Source organism: Paenibacillus sp. FSL H3-0321 (assembly GCF_038002865.1).
GTDB lineage: Bacteria > Bacillota > Bacilli > Paenibacillales > Paenibacillaceae > Paenibacillus_AQ.
In genome coordinates, this window is sequence record NZ_JBBODH010000001.1 from 7,333,089 (window position 1) to 7,356,828 (window position 23,740).

Consider the following 23,740-nt stretch of genomic DNA (forward strand, 5'->3'; position numbering starts at 1 on the left):
TATACACATATGAATAAAATGCTTCGTAAACTGATGACTTTAGCCGCACCTTCCGTGGCAGCACTGATGCTGTTCGCGGCTGTGGCCAGCGCACATGTGACCGTTGCTCCGGCAGAATCCAGTACAGGTGCATGGGAGACCTATACACTGAAAGTGCCGTCGGAGAAGGATATCGCTACTGTTCAGGTGGATCTGCGCATCCCTGAGGGGGCGGAGTTCAAGCAATATGAGGCAACGCCCGGATGGAATGTAACCATCGAAGGCAATAAAGTCAGCTGGACCGCAACCGGCGAAGGCATTCAAGCCGGACAATTTCAGCGTTTCTACTTCACGGCCAAGAACCCGGATGCCGCAGGCGATATTGCCTGGAATGCCTACCAGCATTATGCTGACGGCAGTTTGGTGCAGTGGTCCGGCGAAGAAGGCTCGGAATCCCCGCATTCCGTAACATCGATTGTGCAGACTTCCGGCAACGGAGACAGTCACTCCCACGGATCGGCGGACACGGGTGACTCCATGAGCATGGATGAGCACAAAGCCATTGTGGAGGACCTCGATAAATCCTCAGGTACCTCACCGCTGGTCTATATTGCTCTGGGGATATCATTGCTGTCCTTCTTGTTGGCTGCCGTCAGTTTGTTAAGAGGGCGGAAGGAATAAGGAAAGACAGACATTTGCGGAATGCAGGTGGAACGTAGCTTTTGTCAAAATTCCAAAGGAATATGCTGTTGCAAAGAAGCTCCGCGCATTGACACTCTCTGTCAAGGGCGCGGAGCTTTTTGGTGTGTATGACAAAGCCGGTAGAAATCCTATAATTTGGCACGAGTCATCATCCGTCTGAAATAACAGAGAGTACATGCCTTCCAAAGAACGTTTCGCATCACTCTGTGCCCTTGCAGCTGAATATTCAGGATAAGATCTGAAGTGTACGGCATACGGCAGCTAACATATTCTAAAAACAAAAGAGCCTCAGACGATCACCCGTCTGAGGCTCCACTTGCCTGGAAGTTGCCTTCCACCAGTATTTAGTTGCTAGGCTGCGCGGACACATGTTTGAGAGGTTTGCAGAGCCGCGTCCTGCCGAAATAACTGTATTTTGTGCAATAAAAATGGCCCATATTTGGGGTGTTTAAGTAATAATTGTATTTTGTGCAATTAAAAATATCAAATAATACCCGTTTATTCCAAAAGCCTCATTTTAAGTGCACACAGTGCAATTATTCTTTGGTTCGACGCAATATCTTGGATTAGAGCTGTATGAAATACAGTTAAATACAAAGCGAACGTAAGAATCTTTTCCCGTGAACCCAACTAACCTTATTTTATGGTATTCGCCGGTTTACATTACCTAGTACTTAAGTTCAGCTTGCACAGTTTATAGACGTTTGCGTTTGTAGAAAGTGATGAACGCAGCTGCAAGCAGAAGCACAACGATGGACACACCGGTTGTAATGGCTTCGCCTGTGCTGCCCTGTTGCTGCGCACCGCCAGCTCCGCCAAACTCGCCGCCGCCCATGCCGCCGCCAAAGCCACCACCACCAAAGCCGCCGCCCATACCGCCACCGCCGAAGCCGCCGGCCATATCACCGCCAGGGCCGTTGCCGCCTTGAGGCATCGCCGGTCCGCCCATGGCACCCGGCGCACCGCCTTGCGCGGCCTGCCCGTCTGCCGGAGCTTGCCCGGTCGCCGCTGCGCCGTTGGCGTCTTGCCCCGGAGCCGCCGCGCCGTTGGCGCCTTGCCCCGGTGCAACCGCGCCGTTGGCGTCTTGCCCGGATGTCGCCGCGCCGTTGGCACCTTGGCCCGGAGCCGCTGCGCCGTTGGCACCTTGCCCGGGAGCCGCCGCGCCATTGGCACCTTGCCCCGGAGCCGCCGCGCCGATGGCACCTTGCCCGGTCGCCGCCGCGCCGTTGGCACCTTGCCCGGGTGCCGCTGCACCAGCGCCATTCGCACCCGGTGGCGCCTGCCCGCCTGCGCCGCCAAAGCCGCCGCCTGGACCACCGCCCATGCCGCTTCCCGTTCCGTCACCGGAGGAAGGAAGGGTGCCGTCCAGCTGCTGGGAGACCGAACTGGCCATGGTTGACATGAAGGTCTCCACAGAGGTAATTCCACTCTCGTATTGCTCGAACGTGTAGAAGGCGGATGGATCAGCCTTCACGTAGCTCGAGATCATGGTGTCCAGCTTCTGGATCCGCGCCTTGAACGTATCGTTCTGCAGATAACCATCCAGCATTTCGCGGATCATCTCATGATATTTCGTCTTGTAATCCTCGTTCGCCAGCAACTTGGCCACCAGCGGGCGTTCGGCAAGAGCGCCTTGGGTCGGTTCGTCAATCAGCACATCCGAGCCGCCCATCCCGCCAAAAGCCATATTATAATCCCAAGGCAGGATCGAGAAGATTCCCTCATCTTCATAGAGGTAATAATTCTGCTTGTTTCCTCCAAGGTAGCTGTCCATATTGCCGGTTACGGCATTCAGCGCAATATACCCCAAAGCATCGTCGATATCGATATACTTCTCATAGTCGGTGCCGTTGTTCAGTTCATCCAGCATGTCGACCACAATGTCATCGTTTGATTTCTCGGACTTCATTTCAAGTCCCGTGTAGAGTGAAGCATCGTCGCCTAGCCAGGTCAAATCACTGCCTTGGCCGGTCATTACGCCTTTATATAACGCACCATAGGAATTGCCGAAGTTGCGCTCCAGATAGGCGCCGCCGATCTGTTCCACCGCGAGATAGAAACCCTTCAGTTCATCGTTGACGTAGACGTTGACGAAGGAGTATTTCGGTGTCGGAAGACCGATGCTCTCCGCCAGCTCATAGGTCAGAAACTCCCGCATATAGGAGGCATCGCTGTAATTGTTGTTGAGGTTGATTTTGGTAATGCCGAATAAATTCTGGTTCACATACTCGTCAAAAGAAATCTTGAAGCTGTAACGGTCGGAGTCCGCCATCTGCACAACGCTACGCAGGCTTAAGTTGCCTTTGGTGCGCACGGCCACATTGTCCATTTTGATCCCGTTATATTCCACGGAGGCTGTCTTGTATTCCTCGGCGCTGGCATTGTCCAGCATATCCTGGAAATCATCCGGGTCCAGTGTGATTTTAACATCAACAACCTTGTCCTTCGGGAACACCTCCGTATCCAGACTTTGTTCCTCGCTTGATACCGCTTTTTCCTGCGTATCCGTAATACTGTTATTGTCCGCAGAAGGATTTGCAATCTGACAACCCGCCATAGCGATAACCAGCAGCAGGCAACAAAGAATCAGCAGGGTCAGCTTACCGCGTGCCTTCATCTTTAGCACCGCCTTTCCTCATTGAATATTCTGTTGCTTCCATAAGGCCGGGACTTAAGATACATAGTCGCCGCTATAGCTGATCAGCAAGGCGTTTTTGACACCTGTAATATCGGAGACGGTGTTTACAAAGCCGCCTTCCTTGTCGTCCAGACGCAGCTCAAGCGTAAGCTCGATATTGCCTGCGGTTACGGTTTTTTGCTTGATGTTGTAACGTTTTACGGCTTTGTTCAGATGGCTGTGCACCTCGCGTTCGCTGTCATCGCCTTCACAGTTAAGCACCAGCAGATACGGAGTTTCGACTGAAGAGTGTTTAATGAAGAGGAAGAGAATCAGACCGATAATGATCGAGCCGATAATTGCCAGCGTGAAGAAGCCCGCACCGGTAACGATCCCTGCAACGGCTGCCCAGAACAGGAAAATCAGATCCGTTGGATCTTTGATCGGCGTTCTGAAACGGACGATGGACAAAGCGCCGACCATACCGAGCGAGAGCACAAGGTTGGAGTTGATGGCGATAATGACAGTTGCGGTGATCATAGTCATGCCCATCAGGGACACGTTGAAGCTTTTGGAGTATAATACGCCGCTGAACACACGTTTGTAGAGCAGGTAGATGAAGAATCCGATCAGAAAAGCGACGCCGAGCGTGATCAGGATTTTGGAGATGCTGATATCGGAAACGAAGTTGTCTACGACCGAATTTTTAATCATATCGGAAAAAGTTGTGGCCGTATCGTTTTCTTGCCCTGCGGTTGCAGCTATAGTCTGCGTGGCCGTGGCTGCCCCCAGTGTGGATAAAATGCTCATTAATAATCCTCCCAAGTATTGGTTTTTAGAAATTTGCGGCAAATGACGTATTTCGAAGCGGATTGCCGGTTTAAGCCGTTTAGCTGCAGCGCAATTTTGATGTACTCCGGTATGTATTCATCAAATTTGACCTCGAAAATAATAAAGTTCTCATCAAGCGCCCGGACCGGCTGAAGCTCTTTATCAAAAATGTCCGTCTCATGCAGTCCCGTACGCAGCTCCTTGTCAAAAGTGATCCGTACATTGCCGTTATGGCAGACGTAAGGTTCGCGGACATAATCGACAATTACTTTGGGACGCAGCAAATTGTGGCGCATCTGGTTGTAGAGCTCCATAAACAAAGGACTTTGCGGAACGTTCAGCACCTCGTAATTGCCGGCCATAATCTGATCATACATTTCGCGGGTCAGCGGTTCCTTGATCTTAGCGATGTAGTCGTCCATTTTGATTTTTTTCTCAAAGTGTATGACATTGTCCTGTACGTTATAGATGCGGATCCGGTATTTGGCGCGTTCTCTAAGTCCGCCCAGCTTGTCCGAAAGGGCCGAATTGTTAATATCATCAAAATACAGGCTGCGGATATGGTACTCCCCGCTGTCATTGGCGTTCTGATCGGTATCTATCAAGCTCTGCAGCCGCTGCCGCAAAATAAGGTATTGATGATAGTTAATGAAAAATTTCAATTCATGCCGGAATTGCAGCTTCTTATTCATCTCACACCCCATTTCTCTCTCAAAAGTTTGGCTTTGGTCACCGCTGCGCCTAAATCTTGCTGCTGAACCCATATTAAGTGACGGACCTTATGATTTTCTTAAATCTGCCTGAACGTTAGCTGAAAGTTTTTACATTGCGTTAACAAATGACGCCGTTATGTGAGGTTTTAGGGAGGGTTATTTGACTTCTGTCTATGAGGGAGGCTATCTTTTATAGACAGAAGGCTAGAATCCGGACTGTTGTTTATTGGAAAGCAAGCGATGAGGGAGGGATGGGCATGAAGGATTTTAAAGTGTTGATTATTGTTGTAATCATCGTAGTTGTATTGGTCTTGCTGGCCCTTGGCCTGGAATGGCTTAAATCGGAGCGGACTGCCCGACCTGGGGAAAGCACTGCTCCGTATGATCTGGTCACTACCTTTAAGGAAGATGCGGAGACCAGCCGTGCGTTCACCTGGTTTACCGGAGCTCCGGGCGCGGAGGGACGGCTTGAGGTTGTAAAAGGAAAAAGTGCCGCATTTACAGCAGGGAATGTTCTCAAGGTGCAGGCCATAGACAGCGTGATCAAAACAGATGATGGCAAAAGAGGCGTACATAAAGCTGTAGTGACCGGGCTTGAGCCGGGAACGCTGTATACCTACAGGGCAGGCAGCGGGAAAGAAGGAGAATGGAGCACAGCAGCTACGTTCACCACGGCGGAAGCGGACAGCGACAGCGTAACCTTTATCAATGTAACCGATTCGCAAGGGGAGACGGCGGCAGATTTCAAATTATGGGGCAATACGCTGGACAAGGCGTTCCAGACCTTCCCGGCGGCAAAGTTTATCGTACATAACGGGGATTTGACGGAAGAGCCGGAGGATTCAGGTGCATGGGATGACTTTTTCGGCAATGTGCAGGGGTGGGTGCCGGGCATTCCACTGATGCCTGTCACCGGCAACCATGATGAGGTCGACGGGAAGGCAGCAAGCTTTACTTCGCATTTCAACCTTCCGGATAACGGCGACCCGGAAGCCATTGCCGGAACCTCATATTCTTTTGATTATGGACCTGTGCATGTGACGGTGCTGAATACGGAGAGCCACCTGAAAAGCCAGGCCAAGTGGCTGAAGAAGGATCTGGCCCTTACAGATAAACCGTGGAAAATCGTAGCGCTGCACCGTCCGGCATATGGCGGGAACATGTATAAGAAGCTGGAGGACTGGACAGAGATATTTGACAAGTATGGGGTTGATCTGGTGCTCCAGGGACATAATCATGAATATTCCAGATCGTATCCGCTGCTTGCCGGAAAAGTGGTCCCGGAGGGCGGGAATTCTGCCAGTACTGGAGGAGGAACGGTGTACGTAGTGACCAACGCCTCCGGCGCAAAATTCAACGAGAAGAAAGAGGATCAGTACTATCATCAGGTTCATTTCCAGAACAATAAGCAGATGTACGCCGGAATTACGGTCAGCGGAAATACATTGACCTTTCAGGCCTATGATGTGGACGGAAACAAACTCGACGAGTTTCTGCTGGAGCACTAAGATAGTAAGACTCTTCTGACATTCCTTCAGGAGAGTTTTTTTACTATAAATGTAATAATTAGTGTGAAAATGGTACGATAACAGAAGACGGAATTCTCCAAGTTTGAACCATTTTCCCTCACTATGAATCCTGCTTACACTCTATAATGAAAGCGTTAACAAAGTAAAGCAATCATAGGAGGCGTGGTTCGTGATTCGTAACCGTATCCGAAGAATGGGATTAATTGTCCTGCTGGCTGCGATGTCTAGCTCTTTGTTTACCGCCTTTCCGGCGGCTGCCCATGCTGCTGCAAGTGAAGCTTACAACTGGAAAAGTGTCGTCACCGGTGCGGGCGGAGGGTTTGTGCCGGGCATTATTTTTAACCAAACTGAACCGAATCTGATCTATGCGCGTACCGACATCGGGGGCGCCTACCGCTGGAATCAGGCCACTGGCAGCTGGATTTCCATCAGTGATGCCGTGGGCTGGGTCGACTGGAACAAGAACGGGGTGGATGCGCTGGCTACAGACCCTGTCGATCCGGACAAAGTATACATGGCAACCGGCACCTACACGAACCATTGGGATGACAACGGGCAGATTATGCGTTCCAGCGACCGGGGCAATACGTGGCAGACGACTGCGCTGCCGTTCAAGGTTGGGGGCAATATGCCCGGCCGTTCAGCCGGTGAGCGTCTGGTTATCGACCCCAATAAGAACAGCATTCTGTTCTTCGGGGCACGCAGCGGCAACGGGTTGTGGAAAAGTACGGACTCGGGAGTAACCTGGTCCAAAGTAAGCTCTTTTCCTAACGTAGGCACTTATATTCAGAACCCGACGCTCGATTATGGCAATGACCTCGTCGGATTATCCTGGATTACTTTTGACAAAAGCACAGGCACACCCGGCAGTGCTACGGGAACGATTTATGTCGGCGTAGCGGATACGGCAAGCAGCGTGTACCGCAGCACCGACGGCGGCGTTACCTGGTCCGCGCTTCCCGGACAGCCCACTGGTTTTCTGCCGCATCATGGCGTGCTTTCCTCAACCGGGGATCTGTACATTACGTACAGTAATGGCGTAGGGCCCTATGACGGCAGCAAAGGTGAAGTCTGGAAATTTAATAAAACCAGCGGTTCCTGGACGAATATCAGCCCGACGACCGGAACGGATAATTGGTACGGCTTCGGAGGACTTGCTGTCGATGCCCAGAATCCGAATACGGTGATGGTCTCCAGTCTGAATGCCTGGTGGCCGGATGAGGTTATTTTCCGCAGTACGAACGGCGGAGCGACTTGGAGCCGGATCTGGGATTGGGGCAACTATCCGGAACGGACCTATAAATTCGCAATGAACATTACCGCAGCACCTTGGCTGGATCATGGAACCACCTCCACTTCACTTGATCCTTCACCAAAGCTGGGCTGGATGATGGGAGACCTGGAGATTGATCCGTTCAACTCCAACCGGATGATGTACGGAACAGGAGCTACAATCTACGGCTCGAATAACCTGACTGCTTGGGATACAGGCGGTAAGGTCAATATTTTGGTCATGGCCAAGGGCGTAGAGGAGACTGCTGTGCTCGGACTGATCAGCCCGCCGTCGGGAAGTGCGCATCTGATCACGGCGCTTGGAGATGTCTCAGGCTTCCGGTATGAAGATGTGACCCAGGCGCCGGTCAAGTTCCAAACGAGCCCTTCCTGGGCGACAACGACAAGTATTGATTATGCGGAGCTCAGTCCGGCGTTCGTTGTGCGTGTTGGCGGAGCCGATAAGGAAAAGACGCCGAGCATGAAATCGCTTGGGATTTCGAATGACGGCGGCTCTAATTGGTATATGCCGAATGCCGAACCGTCGAATGGAACCAAAACAACGGCAGGACAAGGCCAGGTCGCCGTATCTGCCAGCGGCAATGCCATCCTGTGGAGCACCTCCGATATCGGTGTCTACTACAGCAAATCGTCGGGCAACTCCTGGACGGCAAGCAGCGGGGTACCGGCCGGAGCCAAAATCGCTTCAGACCGCGTAAACGCGAACAAGTTCTATGCGTTCTATGCAGGAATATTCTATGTCAGTGTAGACGGCGGAGCTACCTTTACCGCTACGCCGGCAGCAGGTTTCCCGACTAATAATGTAGACGGCCTGCAGCCGAACCAGGCGCAGATCAGCTTGAAGGCAGTGCCGGGCATTGAAGGCGATATCTGGCTGGCCGGAGGCAATACAGTCGAGAACAAATACGGTTTATGGCATTCTGTGAATTCGGGAACCAGCTTCACCAAGCTGTCTAATGTCGAGGAAGCGGATCTGATCGGTTATGGTAAGGCCGCACCGGGCCAGAACTATATGTCACTATATACGGTTGCTCAAATCGATGGCGTCAGAGGGGTCTTCCGCTCCGATGATGTTGGCGCATCTTGGGTACGGATCAATGATGACGCCCATCAGTATGCGAAAATCAACATGGCCATAACCGGTGATCCGCGGATATACGGCCGGGTATATCTCGGAACAAACGGCCGGGGCACACTCTATGCTGAGCCGGTGAATCCTCCGGCCCCCGGATCCACCATTACGCCGGTCACGGCCGGCTTCGATAAGAAGACGGGGAATCAGGCGGATGTGGCTGTAACGCTGACGCTGAACGGGAACATGTTAAGCACGATCAAGAACGGAGCGGCAACATTGACTGCTGGAACGGATTATACCGTTAGCGGCACAGCAGTCACGATCAAGAAAGGGTATCTGGCCGCGCAGCCGGTGGGCACAACGACGCTGACCTTTAATTTCAGCGCCGGAGCGGCGCAGTCGCTGGCGGTTGCCGTAGTGGATACGACGGCAGCGAGCAATTCGGCGATTACGCCGGTCACGGCCGGCTTCGACAAGAAGACGGCGAATCAGGCGGATGTGGCCGTAACACTGACGCTGAACGGGAACACGTTGAGCACGATCAAGAACGGAGCGGCAACGTTGACTGCCGGAACGGATTATACCGTTAGCGGCACAGCAGTCACGATCAAGAAAGATTATTTGGCCGCACAGCCGGTGGGTACAACAACGCTGAGCTTCAATTTCAGCGCCGGAGCGGCGCAGCCGCTGGCGGTTGCCGTAGTGGATACTTCTGTGGTTGTGACCGGTGGTCTTAAGGTCCAAATGTATAACGGCAGCACAGCGGCTTCGGCGAATGTCTTGAATCCGCGGATCAAACTGCTGAATACGGGCACCAGCGCCGTTTCGCTGGCGGATGTGAAGATCAGATATTATTACACGATTGACGGCGAGCAGCCGCAAAGCTTCTTCTGCGATTGGTCACAGGCCGGCAGTGCGAATGTTACCGGCACCTTTGTGAAACTCCCGGCAGCCATAACCGGGGCGGATTATTATGTGGAGCTGGGTTTCACAAGCGCAGCGGGTTCCCTGGCAGCAGGGGAGGGCCTGGATATCCAGATGCGGGCATCCAAGGCGGATTGGAGCAATTATACCCAGACTGGAGATTATTCCTTTAATGCGTCAGGTACGGGTTATGCGGATTGGGCTGGTGTTCCGGCCTATCTCTCCGGCAGCCTGGTATGGGGGAATGAACCTTCCTGATCTGATCCGGCCGCAACCCGGATCGGCATAACAGGATTATCCATTATACAATGAGCTGCAAGAAGCCATGAATTTTCTTGAACCAACAGCCTCATCTTCCTTTGTGAATTGGGAAGATGAGGCTGTTGGGCGTTTTTGCTGTGCCTGCTGTTATAAAGTCTGTCCGCTGTCGACGGTAATGATCTGTCCGGTTAGGGCCTCCTGCACAACAACCGAGCAGATGAACCGGGCGATATCTTCCGCTGTGGCGATCTGCTGCAGCAGAAGATTGGGAGCCAGGCGCAGCATCTGCGCTTCCCGGCCGGTCCACCATCTCGTCGCGACGGCTCCCGGAGCCACAGCATTGACCCGGATCTCCGGTGAAAGCGCGCGGGCCAGTGACTTGGTAAGTCCATGTACGGCGGCTTTGGACACCGCATAAGGAAGAGAGGAGCCAGAGCCTGTATTTCCGGCAATGCTGCCGAGGTTGACAATGGCTCCCTGCTTGCTTTGCTTCATATAAGGAGCCACTGCCCGGGCGCAAAAGAACATTCCTTTGACGTTGACATCCAATAATTGATCCCAGACTTCTTCCGTAGCTGCATCGAGATTCTCCAGAGGGATGTGCTTTGTAATGCTGGCATTATTGATGAGCACATCCACACGGCCAAATGTTGCTGCGATTTGTTCAACCATCGCCCGGACTTCGACGTCCCGTGAAACATCGGCCTGTACCGCGATGGCCTGTCCGCCTTGATCAATGATCTGTTGAACAGTTTCCAACGCTTCCTGTTCCGAACGGGAATAATTAACAGCGATCACCGCCCCGAGCCGTGCCAGCTCAAGGCTTGTGGCTCTGCCTATGCCGGTACCCCCGCCTGTTACGAGCGCCACTTTGTTTGTAAGCTCCATCTGCATTCACTCCTTGAATTTCTTTTTGGGTTGATACAGACTATTTTATAGAGCATACTTGGTTTTGTATAATTGAACTAATTGAAGTGAGGATTCATTAATATTGAATCGTGATGGAGGAATGGAAATGGATTTCAAGACGCTGATTACCTTCCAGACGATCGTAAGCACAGGAAGCTTTAACCGCGCGGCGGAGGAGCTGAATTATGCCCAGTCGACGATTACAATGCAAATACAAAAGCTGGAATCACAGCTGGGGGTACAGTTGCTCGAGCGCGGCAAGGGGATTAGCTTAACGGAAGCCGGGCGGCTATTCCATGAACAGAGCCTGCTCATTGTGAAGGACATGGAACGGTTGCAGAGCAGTCTCGCGGAAATGAAATCTGGCGAGGCGGGGAATGTCCGTCTGGGTGCAACCGATCCTACTGCCAGCTATCGGCTGCCTCGTCTTTTGCAGCAATTCATGAGCCTTTACCCCAAGATTGAAATCTCGGTAGATATCGCCGGAACACCGGTGCTCACCGAGCGGCTGCTCCGCGGGGAACTCGACATGGTGTTATGTTCAGCACCGGAGCTGGGAAAGGAGCTGCACTTTGAGCCTCTGTTCACGGAGAAATTCGTGCTGTTAATGCCGGAGGATCATCCGCTGGCTGACCTGCCGGAGGTGACTCCAGATCATCTTCGCGGACATCGGCTGCTAATTACGGCCGTCAATTGCCCCTACCGCAAAAAATTGGAGAGCGTACTGCAGGAATTCGCCGGACCGCCGCTGAATACCATGGAAGTTGGCAGCATGACAGCGTTGAAATTCTACGTAGAGGCTGGTTTAGGTCTTGCGTTTGTCCCTGAGTCTACGCTTGCGCCCGTACCGGCGGGAACGGCAGTGCGGCAGCTGGCAGGAGGAGCTGTAGACATGGCCTGCGGAATCGCCTGCAGAGTGGCTGACTATCCGCTCCGGTCGGCCAGCTTGAGATTGTATCAATTTCTGAAACGGGAGCTGTCGTTACGCTAACTTTGCAACAAGACAAGACAAGACAAGATGAGACGGGACGAGACGAGAAGAGGAAAGGTGAGATGAGATCAGATGAGTGGAGCGAAACTGGATTTGCAGCGGATTGTTGTGATTGGGCGGACCTTCGAGGAATATTTGCGGATGTTCAATTTGCAGCGTGAGGAGCTGGCCGGGCGGAGAATACTCGATTGTCCTGCGGGTGTTTGTTCTTTCACGGCTGCGGCGAATCAGCTCGGCGCTGAAGCCATCGCCGCTGATATTGCCTACTGCCATTCTGCGGAAGTCCTGATGGAGAAGGGAATCAAGGATATTCAGCACGCTATGCTGCAGCTTGGGAAGGTGCAGCAGAATTTCCTGTGGAATGAGTTTAAATCCATCGAAGAGCTGAAGCAGGCAAGAACCGAAGCGTTAACAGCCAGCACTTTGGACAGACAACAGAATGAGGAGCGTTATATTTCGGCGGTGCTCCCGCAGCTGCCTTTTGCCGATCTAAGTTTTGAGCTTACATTATCCGCGCATTTTCTATTCATGTATAGTGACCGTCTGGACTATGATTTTCATCTCCAGAGTCTGCAGGAGCTGATGCGTGTGACAAGTGAAGAAATCCGCATCTTCCCTCTGATCGATCTATCCGGCCGCAGATATGAAGAAATGGACCGTTTAATAGAATATATTCACACTCAGGGCTGGAATACAGAAGAGCTTAAAGTCTCTTATGAATTCCAAAAAGGCGCAAACACCATGCTGCGGCTGACGAGGACCAGAGGAATGCAGTCTGCATAGAACGCAACTAAAAAAGCACCCTATAGAACCGCCTGCATTGCTGTGAGGCTAAATTTCATATCAGCTGTTGCGCTATTGCGGTAAAAAGTACCCGCTAATTTGAGCTGAAAACCCTTTTTTGGCATAATATAGGTAATTGTTACCGCTAACATGGAGATAAACCCCAATGATCCTTTGTAACATAAAATTAGAGGGCGGGATTTCCGTTAGTTGTTCATTTCTTGAAATAAGGATTATATTAGCTGCAGTATTTCCCGTTAATGAGGATAGGCATCAAAATGAAGCAAGGGTGGTCCGCATAACACACATAAACCTCTATCATTGATTGTTCATCAACAATAGAGGTTTATGTTGTAAGCACTATACCCATGTTCTTCTCAGACTCCTTATCCTATCCTTTGTTCTCAGCCGGGTAGAAATCGTCCGAGGCGGCAGTGTATTTGCCTATCCTGACCGTTAAATCTTCTCTAATCATCCTCAGGTAACGATTGGATCGATGATCAACGTTTGAGCTTTAAGAAGCTCATACCATTTCGTTCCGGGATAAATTGAAAGCTTTAATGCCAGGATCAAAGATATAGTCTCAAGCTCAGGGATTACAGCTGCAAAAGATTGCTCACGGAGAGATTTTACCTGCCCGCATTAGCGTTCCTTCTAGCAGTGTATGGTTCCTTGAGTTGATGTCTATAGTATAGCCTGATCCCCATAAGCAGTAAAAAGCCGTATCATTTGAATCTGGAACCATTATACATATAACCCTCTTGTAAGCGCTGTTATCCTTGCTTATTCTTAGTTTTTTAACTAATATTCCATGGATAATTGCTGCTGCTCTTAATGTATAATTCACTTATGGCGTAGGAGTTAGGAAGAATGGAAGGAGTAGCATATATGAAGCTGTTTCAGATGAAGACGGCGCCGCTTGGGATTGAGCGGATGACGGAGTTTGTGCAGGACAATTATGTTTGCGCCGGATATCCCGGCATCGGTGATTTGGAACAGGCAAGCCGCGAAGAAATCGCCAGACGGCTGCATCAGACCTCTGCCTACTACGGGCCGGAACTGGAAAAGGCGCTGGACAGCCTGGACATCTTTGTACATACAATGCAGGACGGAGATTATGTATTGATCTCAGACGGGGAGTGGGCCTACCTTGGCGATCTGGGCGATTATTTCTATGAGGAAGCCTGTGACCATCCGGAAGATGGCCGTTGTCACCGGAGAGGAGTAACCTGGCTGAAGAGCTTGTTTAGTGCAGAGCTGAATCCTATGATGGGTGAACTGCTGGCAGATGCCCTGCCAGTCTCGCAGTATATAGGAACGCTGCCGCCTGAAAGGCTGGATCTGTGGCTCTCGGATGCGGGTCTTGGAGGCAGTGAGCAAACGAAACACACAGTAAAAGTTGATGCAGAGATAATTGCTGAAGCGCTGTCTGTTCTCACGGCTGCGCTGCATAGTGAAGATGCCGAGCGGCGGGAGCGGGCGGCTGCGGCCATTCTCCATTATGCGAAATGAAAGCTAACCAGAGGTGAAATTAAAGCGATTTCACTATATAATAGATTGATGTTGTACGAAGCCTATTAAGTAAGATGCTGCTCTACAAAACAAAGCTGATGCTTCCCAAGCGAGTTTGTACGATGCTAATCAAGGAAGCAGATGCTCACAAACTTTCAGGAGGTTCCAATGGCAATTCAATATTTTTCCGACGAACGCATCTTTCATCTTCAGAGCAAGGCAACCAGCTACGTGATTCAGTTGCTGCCTACCGGAGTTCCGGCGCATGTATATTGGGGCAGAAAAATTCGTTCAACTGGTCTGTCCTCCATCCTGCAGCGGACTGAACGCTGCTCCTTCTCGCCAGCCCCATATCCTGAGGACATGTCTATCTCTTACGATACGATAGCACAGGAGTACCCGGTATATGGTGTGGGTGATTTCCGCCATCCAGCCTACCAGATCCAGGCTGAGAACGGAACTACGGCTTCCGAGGCGCTGTATGACAAACACCGCATTTATCGGGGAAAGCCTGCTCTTGAGGGGCTGCCAGCTACATATACCGAGCATGAAGAGGAAGCCGATACACTGGAGATCGAGCTGCTCGATCCTGTGGCCGGGCTGCGGATTATCCTCAGCTATACCGTATTTAATGAATTGAACGCCATCACCCGTTCTGTGCGGTTTGTCAATGAAGGCAGCCAGTCGCTGAGGCTGCTGCGTGGACTCAGCATGAGTGTGGATTTCCGTGACTCGAATTACGATATGCTTCATTTGTCCGGGTCCTGGGCGAGGGAGCGATATGTGGAACGCAGAGCACTTGCTTCCGGCATGCAGGGTATCGAGAGCCGCCGGGGAGCGAGCAGCCATGCGCAGAATCCATTTATCGCTCTGCTGTCCAAAGGTGCGGATGAAGACCATGGCGAAGTATATGGCGTCAGCCTGGTTTACAGCGGCGGATTTAGCGCACAGGTTGAGGTTGAGCCGTACAAGACAACCCGCTTATCCATCGGGATTAATCCTTTCGACTTCAACTGGCTGCTGGAGCAGGGACAGGCGTTCCAGACTCCCGAAGCTGTACTGGTCTTCTCGGTGGATGGCATCGGTTCGATGTCACGGACCTATCATAAGCTGTACCGTACCCGGCTGAGCCGCGGCACCCACCGCGACCGTACCCGGCCAGTACTCGTCAATAACTGGGAAGCGACTTATTTCAATTTCACCGCCGACAAGATTGAAGACATCGCCCGTGCCGGCAGCGAGCTTGGGCTGGAGCTGTTTGTGCTGGATGACGGCTGGTTCGGTCACCGCAATGATGACCGCAGCTCACTGGGGGACTGGTTCGTGGATGCGAATAAGCTGCCGGAGGGATTGGATGATCTGGCCAAGCGTGTAAACGGGCTGGGTCTGCAATTTGGCCTCTGGTTCGAACCGGAGATGATTTCGCCGGACAGCGAACTGTACACCCGGCATCCCGATTGGTGCCTGCATGTGCCGGACCGCCGCAGAACAGAAGGACGGATGCAGCTTGTGCTCGATTTCTCCCGTGAGGATGTCTGCCAGGCGATCGGCGACAGGATAGCCGATGTGCTGCGCAGCGCGCCAATCTCCTATGTGAAATGGGATATGAACCGCAATATGACCGAAATTGGCTCCGCGCTGCTGCCGCCGGAAAGACAGCGTGAAACGGCGCACCGTTATATGCTCGGTCTTTATGGAGTGCTTGAACGGATTACCTCGGAGTTTCCGGATGTCCTGTTTGAGAGCTGCTCCGGCGGGGGAGGGCGCTTCGATCCGGGAATGCTCTATTATATGCCGCAGACCTGGACAAGCGATAATACCGATGCGATCAGCAGACTCAAAATCCAGTATGGAACGAGCATCGTCTATCCGCTTAGCTCCATGGGCAGCCATGTCTCGGCCGTGCCGAACCATCAGGTACACCGCAATACTTCTCTTGAACTGCGCGGACATATCGCAATGTCAGGCAATTTCGGCTATGAGCTGGATCTGACAAAGTTTACGGAAGAAGAGAAGGAAACGGTAAAAGCACAGGTAGCGCTCTACAAGGAGCTGCGGCCGCTGGTGCAGTTCGGCGAGCAGTACAGACTGCTCAGCCCGTTTGAAGGCAACGAGACCGCATGGCTGATTGCGGCTGAAGATAAATCCGAGGCTGTCGTCGTGTATGCCCGGACACTGGCCGAGCCCAATGATTCACTGTATTATCTGCGCCTGAAAGGACTGGATCCCGAAGCGGATTATGAGTGGCTGGAAGGCGGAGTCGTGTATGGAGGAGATCATCTTATGTTTGCGGGGCTGCCATTGCCGAATCTGCACGGTGATTTCCAGAGCGTGCTCTGGCGTTTCCGCAGAGTCTAGGATTTAACCGGTTGTTATTATCACAAAAGGCCTTGCCGCGATACTGCGGCAAGGCCTTTTTGCGGGTTGCAAGGGTCCATCTCAGAAGAATTCAACAAACTCATTTACCGGCTTGCGGTAGCCGCGCGGTCTGATCTTGCGTTTGTAGTCTTTGCCGATGGTAATCATCAGAGCCGGCACAAGATGGTCCGGGATATTGAGGGTGGCCTTGATGGCTTCGGGATCAAAGCCGATCATCGGGCAGGTATCCCAGCCTTTATCCTTGGCAATCAGCATGAACTGCATGGCAGACAGGGAGGCGTTGCGAATGGCTTCATCACGCTGGAAAGCATCATTTCCTTCATAGGCATCGTTGATGGATTGAATGGTGTTGTCATATTCCTCCTGGCTCATAGCGCCAAGCAATTTCAGTCCGCTGTAAATTTCCGGTGCCTGCTGATAGGCAAGCTTATCTCCGAGCACAATAATAACGGCGGAAGCCGTGTGGATTTTATATTGGTCATAAGCACCTCTGCGGATTTCCTCCTTCAGTGCCGGATCGCTGATCACCTTGTAATGTGTATGCTGCAAATTGGAGCTTGAAGGGGCGAGCCGGGTGAGAGAGAACATGTCCTCCAGCTCGTTTTGCGGGATCTTGATCCCTTCCACGAAATTCATAGCTGATCTGCGGGATTGCACCAAATCTGTAAAAGTACTCATGATAAATACCTCCAAATGGTTATAAATTGATAGTTAATAAATTTCAATAACTTATGTAAATAAACTTACTTACAAATGGTTACTTACTTAAGATAGCACGGCAATTGGGAATCGTCAATGATGAATTACACTTAATCGTGAAATTAAGTTCAAATAGAAGAAAATTAATAAAAACGACAGAAAAGAAGTGATTTTAATCACAAAATAAGGTTATATAGGCAAAAAGATTGTGACGTTTATTACATAATAGGTGTTATAATAGACGCATGGGTTATTGAATTGACTATTATCAAGCGTTACAAGCTAATGCAGAGGAGAGTCCAACAATGTCAGAAACAATTACGCAAACCACTCCTGAACAGGAAGCACCGAAAGCCTCTTTAACCAAAGAGGATGTTCTGGATCAGCTTTTGAAGCCGGAAGTTCAGGAATCATTAACAACCTTGATAGAACAGCTGCCGCAGCTTACACAGCTTGTAGGTGTATTAACGAAGTCTATGGACTTTGTACAGTCGGTTGCATCCGATGAAGTACTCAAGAATGATACGGTGGGCGCTATTAAAGAAATTGCCGAGCCGGTAGTAGGTTCCGTCAAGAATATGGCGGCTACTGTGATCGAGGCGAAAGACCGGGCAAATGAAAGCAGCGAGACGATCAGTGTGTTCGGAATGATGAAGATGATTAAGGATCCGCAGGTTCAGAAGCTTCTCCGTTTTATGAATGCTTACCTGCAAGTCAGCGGCGAACGCAGCCAGCAGAAATAATTAATTCTAATCTCATACGTAAGGACGGAGGAAACATCATATGTCAAAACATATCGTTATTCTAGGAGCAGGTTACGGCGGATTGCTGAGTGCCTTGACAGTGCGCAAATATATGAGCAAGGCTGAAGCAAAGATCACCGTTGTCAACCAGTATCCAACCCACCAGATTATTACCGAATTGCATCGTCTTGCCGCAGGCAGCGTGGAAGAGAAAGCTGTTGCTATGCCGCTGGCGAAGCTTTTTGCCGGTAAAGACATTGATCTTAAAATTGCCAAAGTAAAATCCTTCTCCGTTGAAAGCAAACAAATTGCGCTCTCGGATGGCACGAATCTTACTTACGACGCCCTTGTTGCGGGCCTTGGCAGCACGACGGCTTATTTTGGAATTCCGGGACTTGAACAATACAGCATGGTATTGAAATCGGCTGCCGACGCCAATAAAATTCACGGTCATATCGAAGACCGGATCCGTGAGTACGCAAAAACCGGCAATGAAGCTGACGCGACGATTCTAATCGGCGGTGGCGGATTGACGGGTGTTGAGCTTGTAGGTGAAATTGCCGACGTGCTGCCGAAGCTCACCAAACGTTATGGGGTGGATCAAAAAGCGATCAAGCTGCTGCTCGTGGAAGCAGGTCCAAAGATTCTCCCGGTACTGCCCGATCACCTGATCGAACGCGCTACATCAAGTCTTGCCGCACGCGGCGTACAATTCCTGACCGGTCTAGCCGTTACCAATGTAGAGGGCAACACCATTGATCTAAAGGATGGCCAGAAAATTGTGGCCAACACATTCGTATGGACCGGCGGTGTACAAGGAAATCCGCTGATCGGTGAATCCGGTCTTGAAGTTAACCGTGGACGTGCAACGGTAAATGAATTCCTGCAATCCACATCGCATGCCGATGTATTTGTTGCCGGTGACAGTGCCGTTGTATTTGCTCCGGACGGCCGTCCTTATCCGCCGACTGCACAAATCGCCTGGCAGATGGGTGAGCTGATCGGCTATAATCTGTATGCTTACCTGAACAATAAATCGCTGGATACCTTCAGTCCGGTCAATTCGGGCACACTGGCCAGCTTGGGCCGTAAAGACGGTGTTGCTATTATCGGCGGCAACTCAACGCCATTGAAGGGCTTGCCTGCAACGATGATGAAAGAAGCAAGCAATATCCGTTATCTGACACATATCAAAGGTTTGTTTAGTCTGGCGTATTAATATTCATTATCCGGCTTTGCTGGAATCCAGTTCATAGGATCCCCTTTTGGTTACCCGAAAACACCTGGTTTTTTCTTGAGGTGCGGGTGCTGGAAGGGGATCTTTTTTCTGTGCTGAATTACATAGTTAATAACTGGTAATTAATTTAAATAAGTTCACAATGCGAAGTGCGCTTTGAAATCCTGCCATAATTGAGGGTGTCCGGAGAAATTCTATTTGATATAATGGACTATGTTTATACCATTCGGTGGTTTTATAGGAGGATTTAAACATGGGATTTAAAGAAAACGATATCATTTTGTTCCAAGGTGACAGTATCACCGATTGCGGGCGCAATTATGAAGACGCTTCATCACTGGGGGTAGGCTATGCAATGATGGCCGCCGCCCGTCTCGGGCTGCAGTATCCGGAGAAGAATCTGACGTTCATTAACCGGGGAATCAGCGGCAACCGCATTACGGATTTGCAGCAGCGCTGGGATAAGGATTGCCTGGACTTGAAGCCGACCTGGGTATCCATTTATATCGGAATTAATGATACCTGGCGCCGCTTTGACTCCGGCCAGGAAACTACTGCTGCCGAGTTTGAAGCCGCTTACCGTGATTTGATCGAGCGTACAATGAGTGCGCTGGATGCCAGGCTGGTGCTGATTGAGCCGTTCGTACTGCCTGTGCCGGAAGACCGCAAGAATTGGCGTCAGGATTTGGATCCCAAAATCCATGTTGTGCGTGAATTGGCACGTGAGTACGGGGCCCCGCTGGTTCCGCTCGACGGCCTGTTCGCTGCGGCTTCCGTTAAAGCGGAGCCAGCGTTCTGGGCAGGGGATGGCGTGCATCCTTCTTCGGCCGGACATGCCCTCATTGCTGAAGCCTGGCTGAAAGCGGTAGGAGCAATTAACTAGAGCTTCAAATTATTTTGTTAAAGCTATCCCATCTGAGTGTGTTCTGAGACCGGTCCGTTATTTTATAGCGGACCGGTCTTTTTTTGATGCGCGGAGCTGAAAATTGGATGAGGCAGACCCATGCACGGACATTTCACTCTGCATCTGAAGACTGTTATAATTGTAGGGTACATATTACCGATACTTCATCTAACAAGCTCATGGCTAAGCCTGAATAAACGGAAGGAATTCTCAGAGCCACCGGGCGTCAGCACAAACCTCAAGATGAAGCTAGTGTTCGGAGAAGCGTATCAGGAATACATTATCAATGAAGAAGTTAACAATCTATACCGAAATAATAAATATTGAGTACATCTTATAGAGCGAGAGGAATGTTAAAAGAATGACGAGCGATACAGCAGAGGATTTGCAAGGTCTGAAAGCAGCCGGTAAGGTGGTAGGTTACACTATCGCCGAGATGAAGAAACATGTAAAACCAGGTATGACGACTGCCGAGCTTGATGCGGTGGGGGCGAAAATCCTGGAGCAATTTGGTGCAAAATCGGCTCCGAAGGTTACCTATAATTTTCCGGGCAGCACCTGTATCAGCATTAATGAAGAGGTGGCTCACGGCATTCCCGGCTCACGAGTCATTAACCCCGGTGATCTGATTAATATTGACGTATCTGCCGAGCTTAACGGTTATTACAGTGACTCCGGCGTTTCTTTTCAACTGCCGCCCTATAACGAGAAGCTTGTACATCTGTGCCGCAGCACGGAGGAAACCATGATGAGCGTAATCAATCATCTTCGAGCAGGCATGAAGGTGAATGAGATTGGCAGAGTGATGGAGAGTGAAGCCCGCAAACGCGGCTACAAAATCGTACGTAATTTATGCAGCCACGGCATCGGGAAATCACTGCATGAGAAGCCTTTCGAAATTCTCCCGTTTTATAATCCGCGGGTAACTACGGTGCTTAAAGAAAATCAGGTCATTACGATTGAGCCGTTCCTGTCTACCGGGGCTGACTTTGTAGAACAGCAGTCGGACGGGTGGACACTGAGTGTGAAGGACAATAGCCGGGTAGCACAGTATGAGCACACCATTATAATTACTAAGGGCAAACCGATCATTCTGACAAGCGCATAGAACCCTGCCGAGGGTAAGAGGAGCGAGCGATGTTGAAGATGGCCTTTATTCTTTTTGATGGAATTACTTTTCTCGATTTTGCCGGATTCTATGATGTTATCTACCGGCTGGGACAATTCGCCCCAGGTGAAGGGCTGGAATGGGATATTTGCGGTGTTGCGGAAGAAGTGACCGATGAGCTGGGGCTTACGGTCAAGATCGGCACAGTATTGCCGGATCTGTCGCAATATGATTTAGTCTTCCTGCCCGGCGGGATGGGAACGAGACGGCTCAGGACTGATGAGTCCTTTCTCTCTTGGCTGCGGGGAGCCGCCAATGTGCCTTATAAGGTTTCTGTATGCACAGGCTCACTCCTGCTGGGAGCCGCCGGATTTCTGGAGGGACGCAGTGCAACGACGCATCCCGCTGCGTACGATCTGCTGGCGCCCTATTGCGGCAGTGTGGTGAAGAGTCGGATTGTACAGGACGGCAGTATAATTACCGGTGGAGGGGTGTCTGCCTCCATTGATTTGGGGCTGCATGTCATGTCACTGCTTGCCGGTGAAGAGGCCATGCTCTCCGTGAAGAAGCAAATTGATTATCCTTATGTGATGCAGGGCATTGTACAGCAGCAATAAGCTGTGCAGGAAAACGGGGGAATTAGGATGACTGTAACTAAGACGGTGCCAGTGCCGATTCGGGAATGGATGGAGACGGAGGGGCAGTGGCCCCTGCTTGCCGGTTATATGCTGGACGGGAGCGGCCTGCCCGGACCACGGGCCAATCTGGAGCTGGCAGAGAGCTTCGCGATGTCTTTTGCCCGGCCTTCTGTAACGGAGACCTCATGGGCAATGCTTTCGTCATGGGCGCTTATTTCGGACCACGAGGCTGCTGCTAATGATCCCCGCGAGTTTCTGCCTTTTTGTGCTGTACAGGCCAGCTGCGCGCATTACGGGTATGCTGATGCAGTGCGGCGCACCCTGACAGAAGGCCTGCTGAAGACTGCCATGAATGATTCCAGATGGCGGCTGCGCGAGGCCGCGGCGATCGGTCTGCAGACCATTGGAGAATATGATTTTTCGCTTCTGCAGGGACTGCTGGATTCATGGAAAGCGGAGGCTACACTGCCGGAACAGCGCGCCTTTGTTGCCGCTTTAGCCCATCCGCCGCTGCTCAAGGAGCAGACCAATGCACGGTATAGCCTGGATCTGGCCGGCGGCATTATGGAAGGCATCCTCTCCTCTGAGCCGGGACAAGGCGATCGGGAGCATTATCGCGTGTTGTCCAAGGGTTTAGAATATAGTCTCAGTCTGTTTGTGGCCAGCGAGCCGGAAGCAGGTTTTGCTATGCTCCGCAGATTTGCACAGAGCGGCGATCCCCGGATGCTGAAGATTGTGAAGAGCAATCTGGGCAAAGCCCGGCTGAGTAAAAAATATCCTGACCAGGTTGCGGACCTCCTCACAGCATTGACAATGTGCTAAAATGTAACTATTATTGTTGCATCCAAAGCATTCTTTTGTTTAGGGCAATAAAGGAGAGATTTCCATGAACATCAGCACCCGGTTCGCGGTGGCTATTCATATTCTTACGTTAATCGACAGCAACAAGGAAGGCAAAAGCACCTCCGAATGGATCGCTGGCAGTGTCAATACCAACCCGGTGGTCATACGCAGAATTACAGGCATGCTGAACAAAGCGGGACTGGTTGATGTCCGTCCCGGTGTGGCCGGAGCCAAGCTGAACCGCACTGCAGCTGAGATCACGCTGCTGGAGATTTATCGGGCGGTTAATGCGGTGGAGGAAGATTCCTTATTCTCCGTGCATGAGCACCCGAATCCCGATTGTCCGGTTGGCAAGAACATCGCCGGTGCCATCGTGCCTGTATTCTCCCTTGCCCAGAAAGCGATGGAGAATGTGCTGCAGGAGGTTACCTTGGACCAGATTATAAATCAGATCCCTGTTTACTGAGCAGCGAAGGGGATTAAGAGTAATTTAAGTAAACTTTTAGCAAAAACTTATGTTTCTTTAAGGTTTCAGGAGTATATTAAAGATCTCCACCCCCCAGTGGATGCATTTTTGCTAGGAGCCTGCCGTGCCTCGGCAGGCTCCAATTTTTTTGGTTTGCTGCAATCCGAGGGTTCTACAAAATTCAGCAAACCTTTATTAAATTTTCATCCGGATTTAAGCTTTGCCGGTTATAGTAGTCACATGACCCCCTTATAATAGACCTTGACTCTGCCGGACGCTGGCAGGGTCACTTTTTTGTCCCTGTATAAGGAAATGGAGAGCGCGATAACATAGCAGGAGCTTTACACAATATTCCAAATGAATTAGACTGACACAAGACATGTGAAATGGAATGATTTTTGTGAAAGAGGATGGGATTTGAATGATGACCTTTCTGGCTGTGATTTTAGGCTTGGTAAGCCTCTTGGTATTTATGCTGATTATTAGAAAAGCGATAGATGATTCGAAAACTTCGCACAAACTGGATATTTTGATTCAGGAGATCAGGCTGCTGCGTAAAGAAATTAAGGAGAATAAGCATATTATTGATAAACGCCTGTAAAAG

20 protein-coding genes are annotated in these 23,740 nt (G+C 50.9%); 15 read left to right on the forward strand and 5 right to left on the reverse strand.

Annotated features, from left to right (window positions below; translation table 11 throughout):
- Positions 1 to 9: 9 nt before the first annotated feature.
- Positions 10 to 660 (forward strand): YcnI family copper-binding membrane protein, encoded by a 651-nt coding sequence (locus tag MHI45_RS32365; protein WP_076112163.1) that lies wholly within the window; start codon positions 10 to 12, stop codon positions 658 to 660.
- Between the two features lie 715 nt (positions 661 to 1,375).
- Here the strand turns inward: MHI45_RS32365 and MHI45_RS32370 are convergent.
- From MHI45_RS32370 to MHI45_RS32380, 3 genes are all read right to left on the reverse strand, one after another.
- A complete protein-coding gene (locus tag MHI45_RS32370; RefSeq protein WP_076112161.1) occupies positions 1,376 to 3,298 on the reverse strand; it encodes a CotH kinase family protein in 1,923 nt (640 codons plus the stop codon).
- A gap of 54 nt (positions 3,299 to 3,352) precedes the next feature.
- Positions 3,353 to 4,012 carry a DUF4956 domain-containing protein gene (locus MHI45_RS32375; protein ID WP_076112186.1) on the reverse strand — a complete coding sequence of 220 codons (660 nt, stop codon included), beginning with the start codon at positions 4,010 to 4,012 and terminating at the stop codon, positions 3,353 to 3,355.
- 95 nt (positions 4,013 to 4,107) lie between these two features.
- Positions 4,108 to 4,821, reverse strand: coding sequence for a polyphosphate polymerase domain-containing protein (locus tag MHI45_RS32380; RefSeq protein ID WP_076112159.1), 714 nt, complete (start codon positions 4,819 to 4,821; stop codon positions 4,108 to 4,110).
- A gap of 278 nt (positions 4,822 to 5,099) precedes the next feature.
- Here MHI45_RS32380 and MHI45_RS32385 point away from each other — a divergent pair, with 278 nt between their 5' ends.
- Positions 5,100 to 6,350, forward strand: coding sequence for a purple acid phosphatase family protein (locus MHI45_RS32385; RefSeq protein ID WP_076112157.1), 1,251 nt, complete (start codon positions 5,100 to 5,102; stop codon positions 6,348 to 6,350).
- A 214-nt stretch (positions 6,351 to 6,564) separates the two neighbouring features.
- On the forward strand, positions 6,565 to 9,921 hold the full coding sequence (locus MHI45_RS32390; RefSeq protein ID WP_439823176.1) for a X2-like carbohydrate binding domain-containing protein: 3,357 nt from the start codon (positions 6,565 to 6,567) through the stop codon (positions 9,919 to 9,921).
- Positions 9,922 to 10,071: 150 nt separating this feature from the next.
- Here the strand turns inward: MHI45_RS32390 and MHI45_RS32395 are convergent, their stop codons facing one another.
- Positions 10,072 to 10,812: an SDR family NAD(P)-dependent oxidoreductase gene (locus MHI45_RS32395; RefSeq protein WP_076112153.1), complete on the reverse strand. Its 741-nt coding sequence runs from the start codon at positions 10,810 to 10,812 to the stop codon at positions 10,072 to 10,074.
- 127 nt (positions 10,813 to 10,939) lie between these two features.
- Between MHI45_RS32395 and MHI45_RS32400 the strand changes: the two genes are divergently transcribed.
- The 4 genes from MHI45_RS32400 (at position 10,940) to MHI45_RS32415 (ending at position 16,477) form a co-directional block, all read left to right on the forward strand.
- On the forward strand, positions 10,940 to 11,824 hold the full coding sequence (locus MHI45_RS32400; protein WP_076112151.1) for a LysR family transcriptional regulator: 885 nt from the start codon (positions 10,940 to 10,942) through the stop codon (positions 11,822 to 11,824).
- A gap of 72 nt (positions 11,825 to 11,896) precedes the next feature.
- Positions 11,897 to 12,607 carry an SAM-dependent methyltransferase gene (locus tag MHI45_RS32405; RefSeq protein WP_076112150.1) on the forward strand — a complete coding sequence of 237 codons (711 nt, stop codon included), beginning with the start codon at positions 11,897 to 11,899 and terminating at the stop codon, positions 12,605 to 12,607.
- A gap of 870 nt (positions 12,608 to 13,477) precedes the next feature.
- Positions 13,478 to 14,119, forward strand: coding sequence for a hypothetical protein (locus tag MHI45_RS32410; RefSeq protein WP_076112148.1), 642 nt, complete (start codon positions 13,478 to 13,480; stop codon positions 14,117 to 14,119).
- 168 nt (positions 14,120 to 14,287) lie between these two features.
- Complete coding sequence (locus MHI45_RS32415; protein ID WP_076112146.1) at positions 14,288 to 16,477, forward strand: alpha-galactosidase; 2,190 nt, start codon at positions 14,288 to 14,290, stop codon at positions 16,475 to 16,477.
- A gap of 81 nt (positions 16,478 to 16,558) precedes the next feature.
- Here the strand turns inward: MHI45_RS32415 and MHI45_RS32420 are convergent, their stop codons facing one another.
- The gene (locus MHI45_RS32420) at positions 16,559 to 17,176 is read right to left on the reverse strand and encodes a nitroreductase family protein (RefSeq protein ID WP_038590284.1); all 618 of its coding nucleotides are present in this window, start codon (positions 17,174 to 17,176) and stop codon (positions 16,559 to 16,561) included.
- A 326-nt stretch (positions 17,177 to 17,502) separates the two neighbouring features.
- On the opposite strand from MHI45_RS32420, the gene MHI45_RS32425 reads away from it, so the two are divergent.
- From MHI45_RS32425 to MHI45_RS32460, 8 genes are all read left to right on the forward strand, one after another.
- Entirely contained in the window at positions 17,503 to 17,940 is a 438-nt protein-coding gene (locus tag MHI45_RS32425) for a DUF1641 domain-containing protein (RefSeq protein WP_038590287.1), read from the forward strand.
- 40 nt (positions 17,941 to 17,980) lie between these two features.
- Positions 17,981 to 19,159 (forward strand): NAD(P)/FAD-dependent oxidoreductase, encoded by a 1,179-nt coding sequence (locus MHI45_RS32430; protein WP_076112144.1) that lies wholly within the window; start codon positions 17,981 to 17,983, stop codon positions 19,157 to 19,159.
- A gap of 271 nt (positions 19,160 to 19,430) precedes the next feature.
- Positions 19,431 to 20,060, forward strand: coding sequence for an SGNH/GDSL hydrolase family protein (locus MHI45_RS32435; RefSeq protein WP_076112142.1), 630 nt, complete (start codon positions 19,431 to 19,433; stop codon positions 20,058 to 20,060).
- Between the two features lie 382 nt (positions 20,061 to 20,442).
- Positions 20,443 to 21,189: a type I methionyl aminopeptidase gene (gene map / locus MHI45_RS32440; RefSeq protein WP_038590301.1), complete on the forward strand. Its 747-nt coding sequence runs from the start codon at positions 20,443 to 20,445 to the stop codon at positions 21,187 to 21,189.
- A 32-nt stretch (positions 21,190 to 21,221) separates the two neighbouring features.
- Entirely contained in the window at positions 21,222 to 21,806 is a 585-nt protein-coding gene (locus MHI45_RS32445) for a DJ-1/PfpI family protein (RefSeq protein WP_076112184.1), read from the forward strand.
- A gap of 27 nt (positions 21,807 to 21,833) precedes the next feature.
- Entirely contained in the window at positions 21,834 to 22,649 is an 816-nt protein-coding gene (locus tag MHI45_RS32450; protein WP_076112138.1) for a hypothetical protein, read from the forward strand.
- Between the two features lie 64 nt (positions 22,650 to 22,713).
- Positions 22,714 to 23,136 carry an Rrf2 family transcriptional regulator gene (locus tag MHI45_RS32455; protein ID WP_038590310.1) on the forward strand — a complete coding sequence of 141 codons (423 nt, stop codon included), beginning with the start codon at positions 22,714 to 22,716 and terminating at the stop codon, positions 23,134 to 23,136.
- 421 nt (positions 23,137 to 23,557) lie between these two features.
- On the forward strand, positions 23,558 to 23,737 hold the full coding sequence (locus MHI45_RS32460; RefSeq protein WP_076112136.1) for a hypothetical protein: 180 nt from the start codon (positions 23,558 to 23,560) through the stop codon (positions 23,735 to 23,737).
- Positions 23,738 to 23,740: the final 3 nt, after the last annotated feature.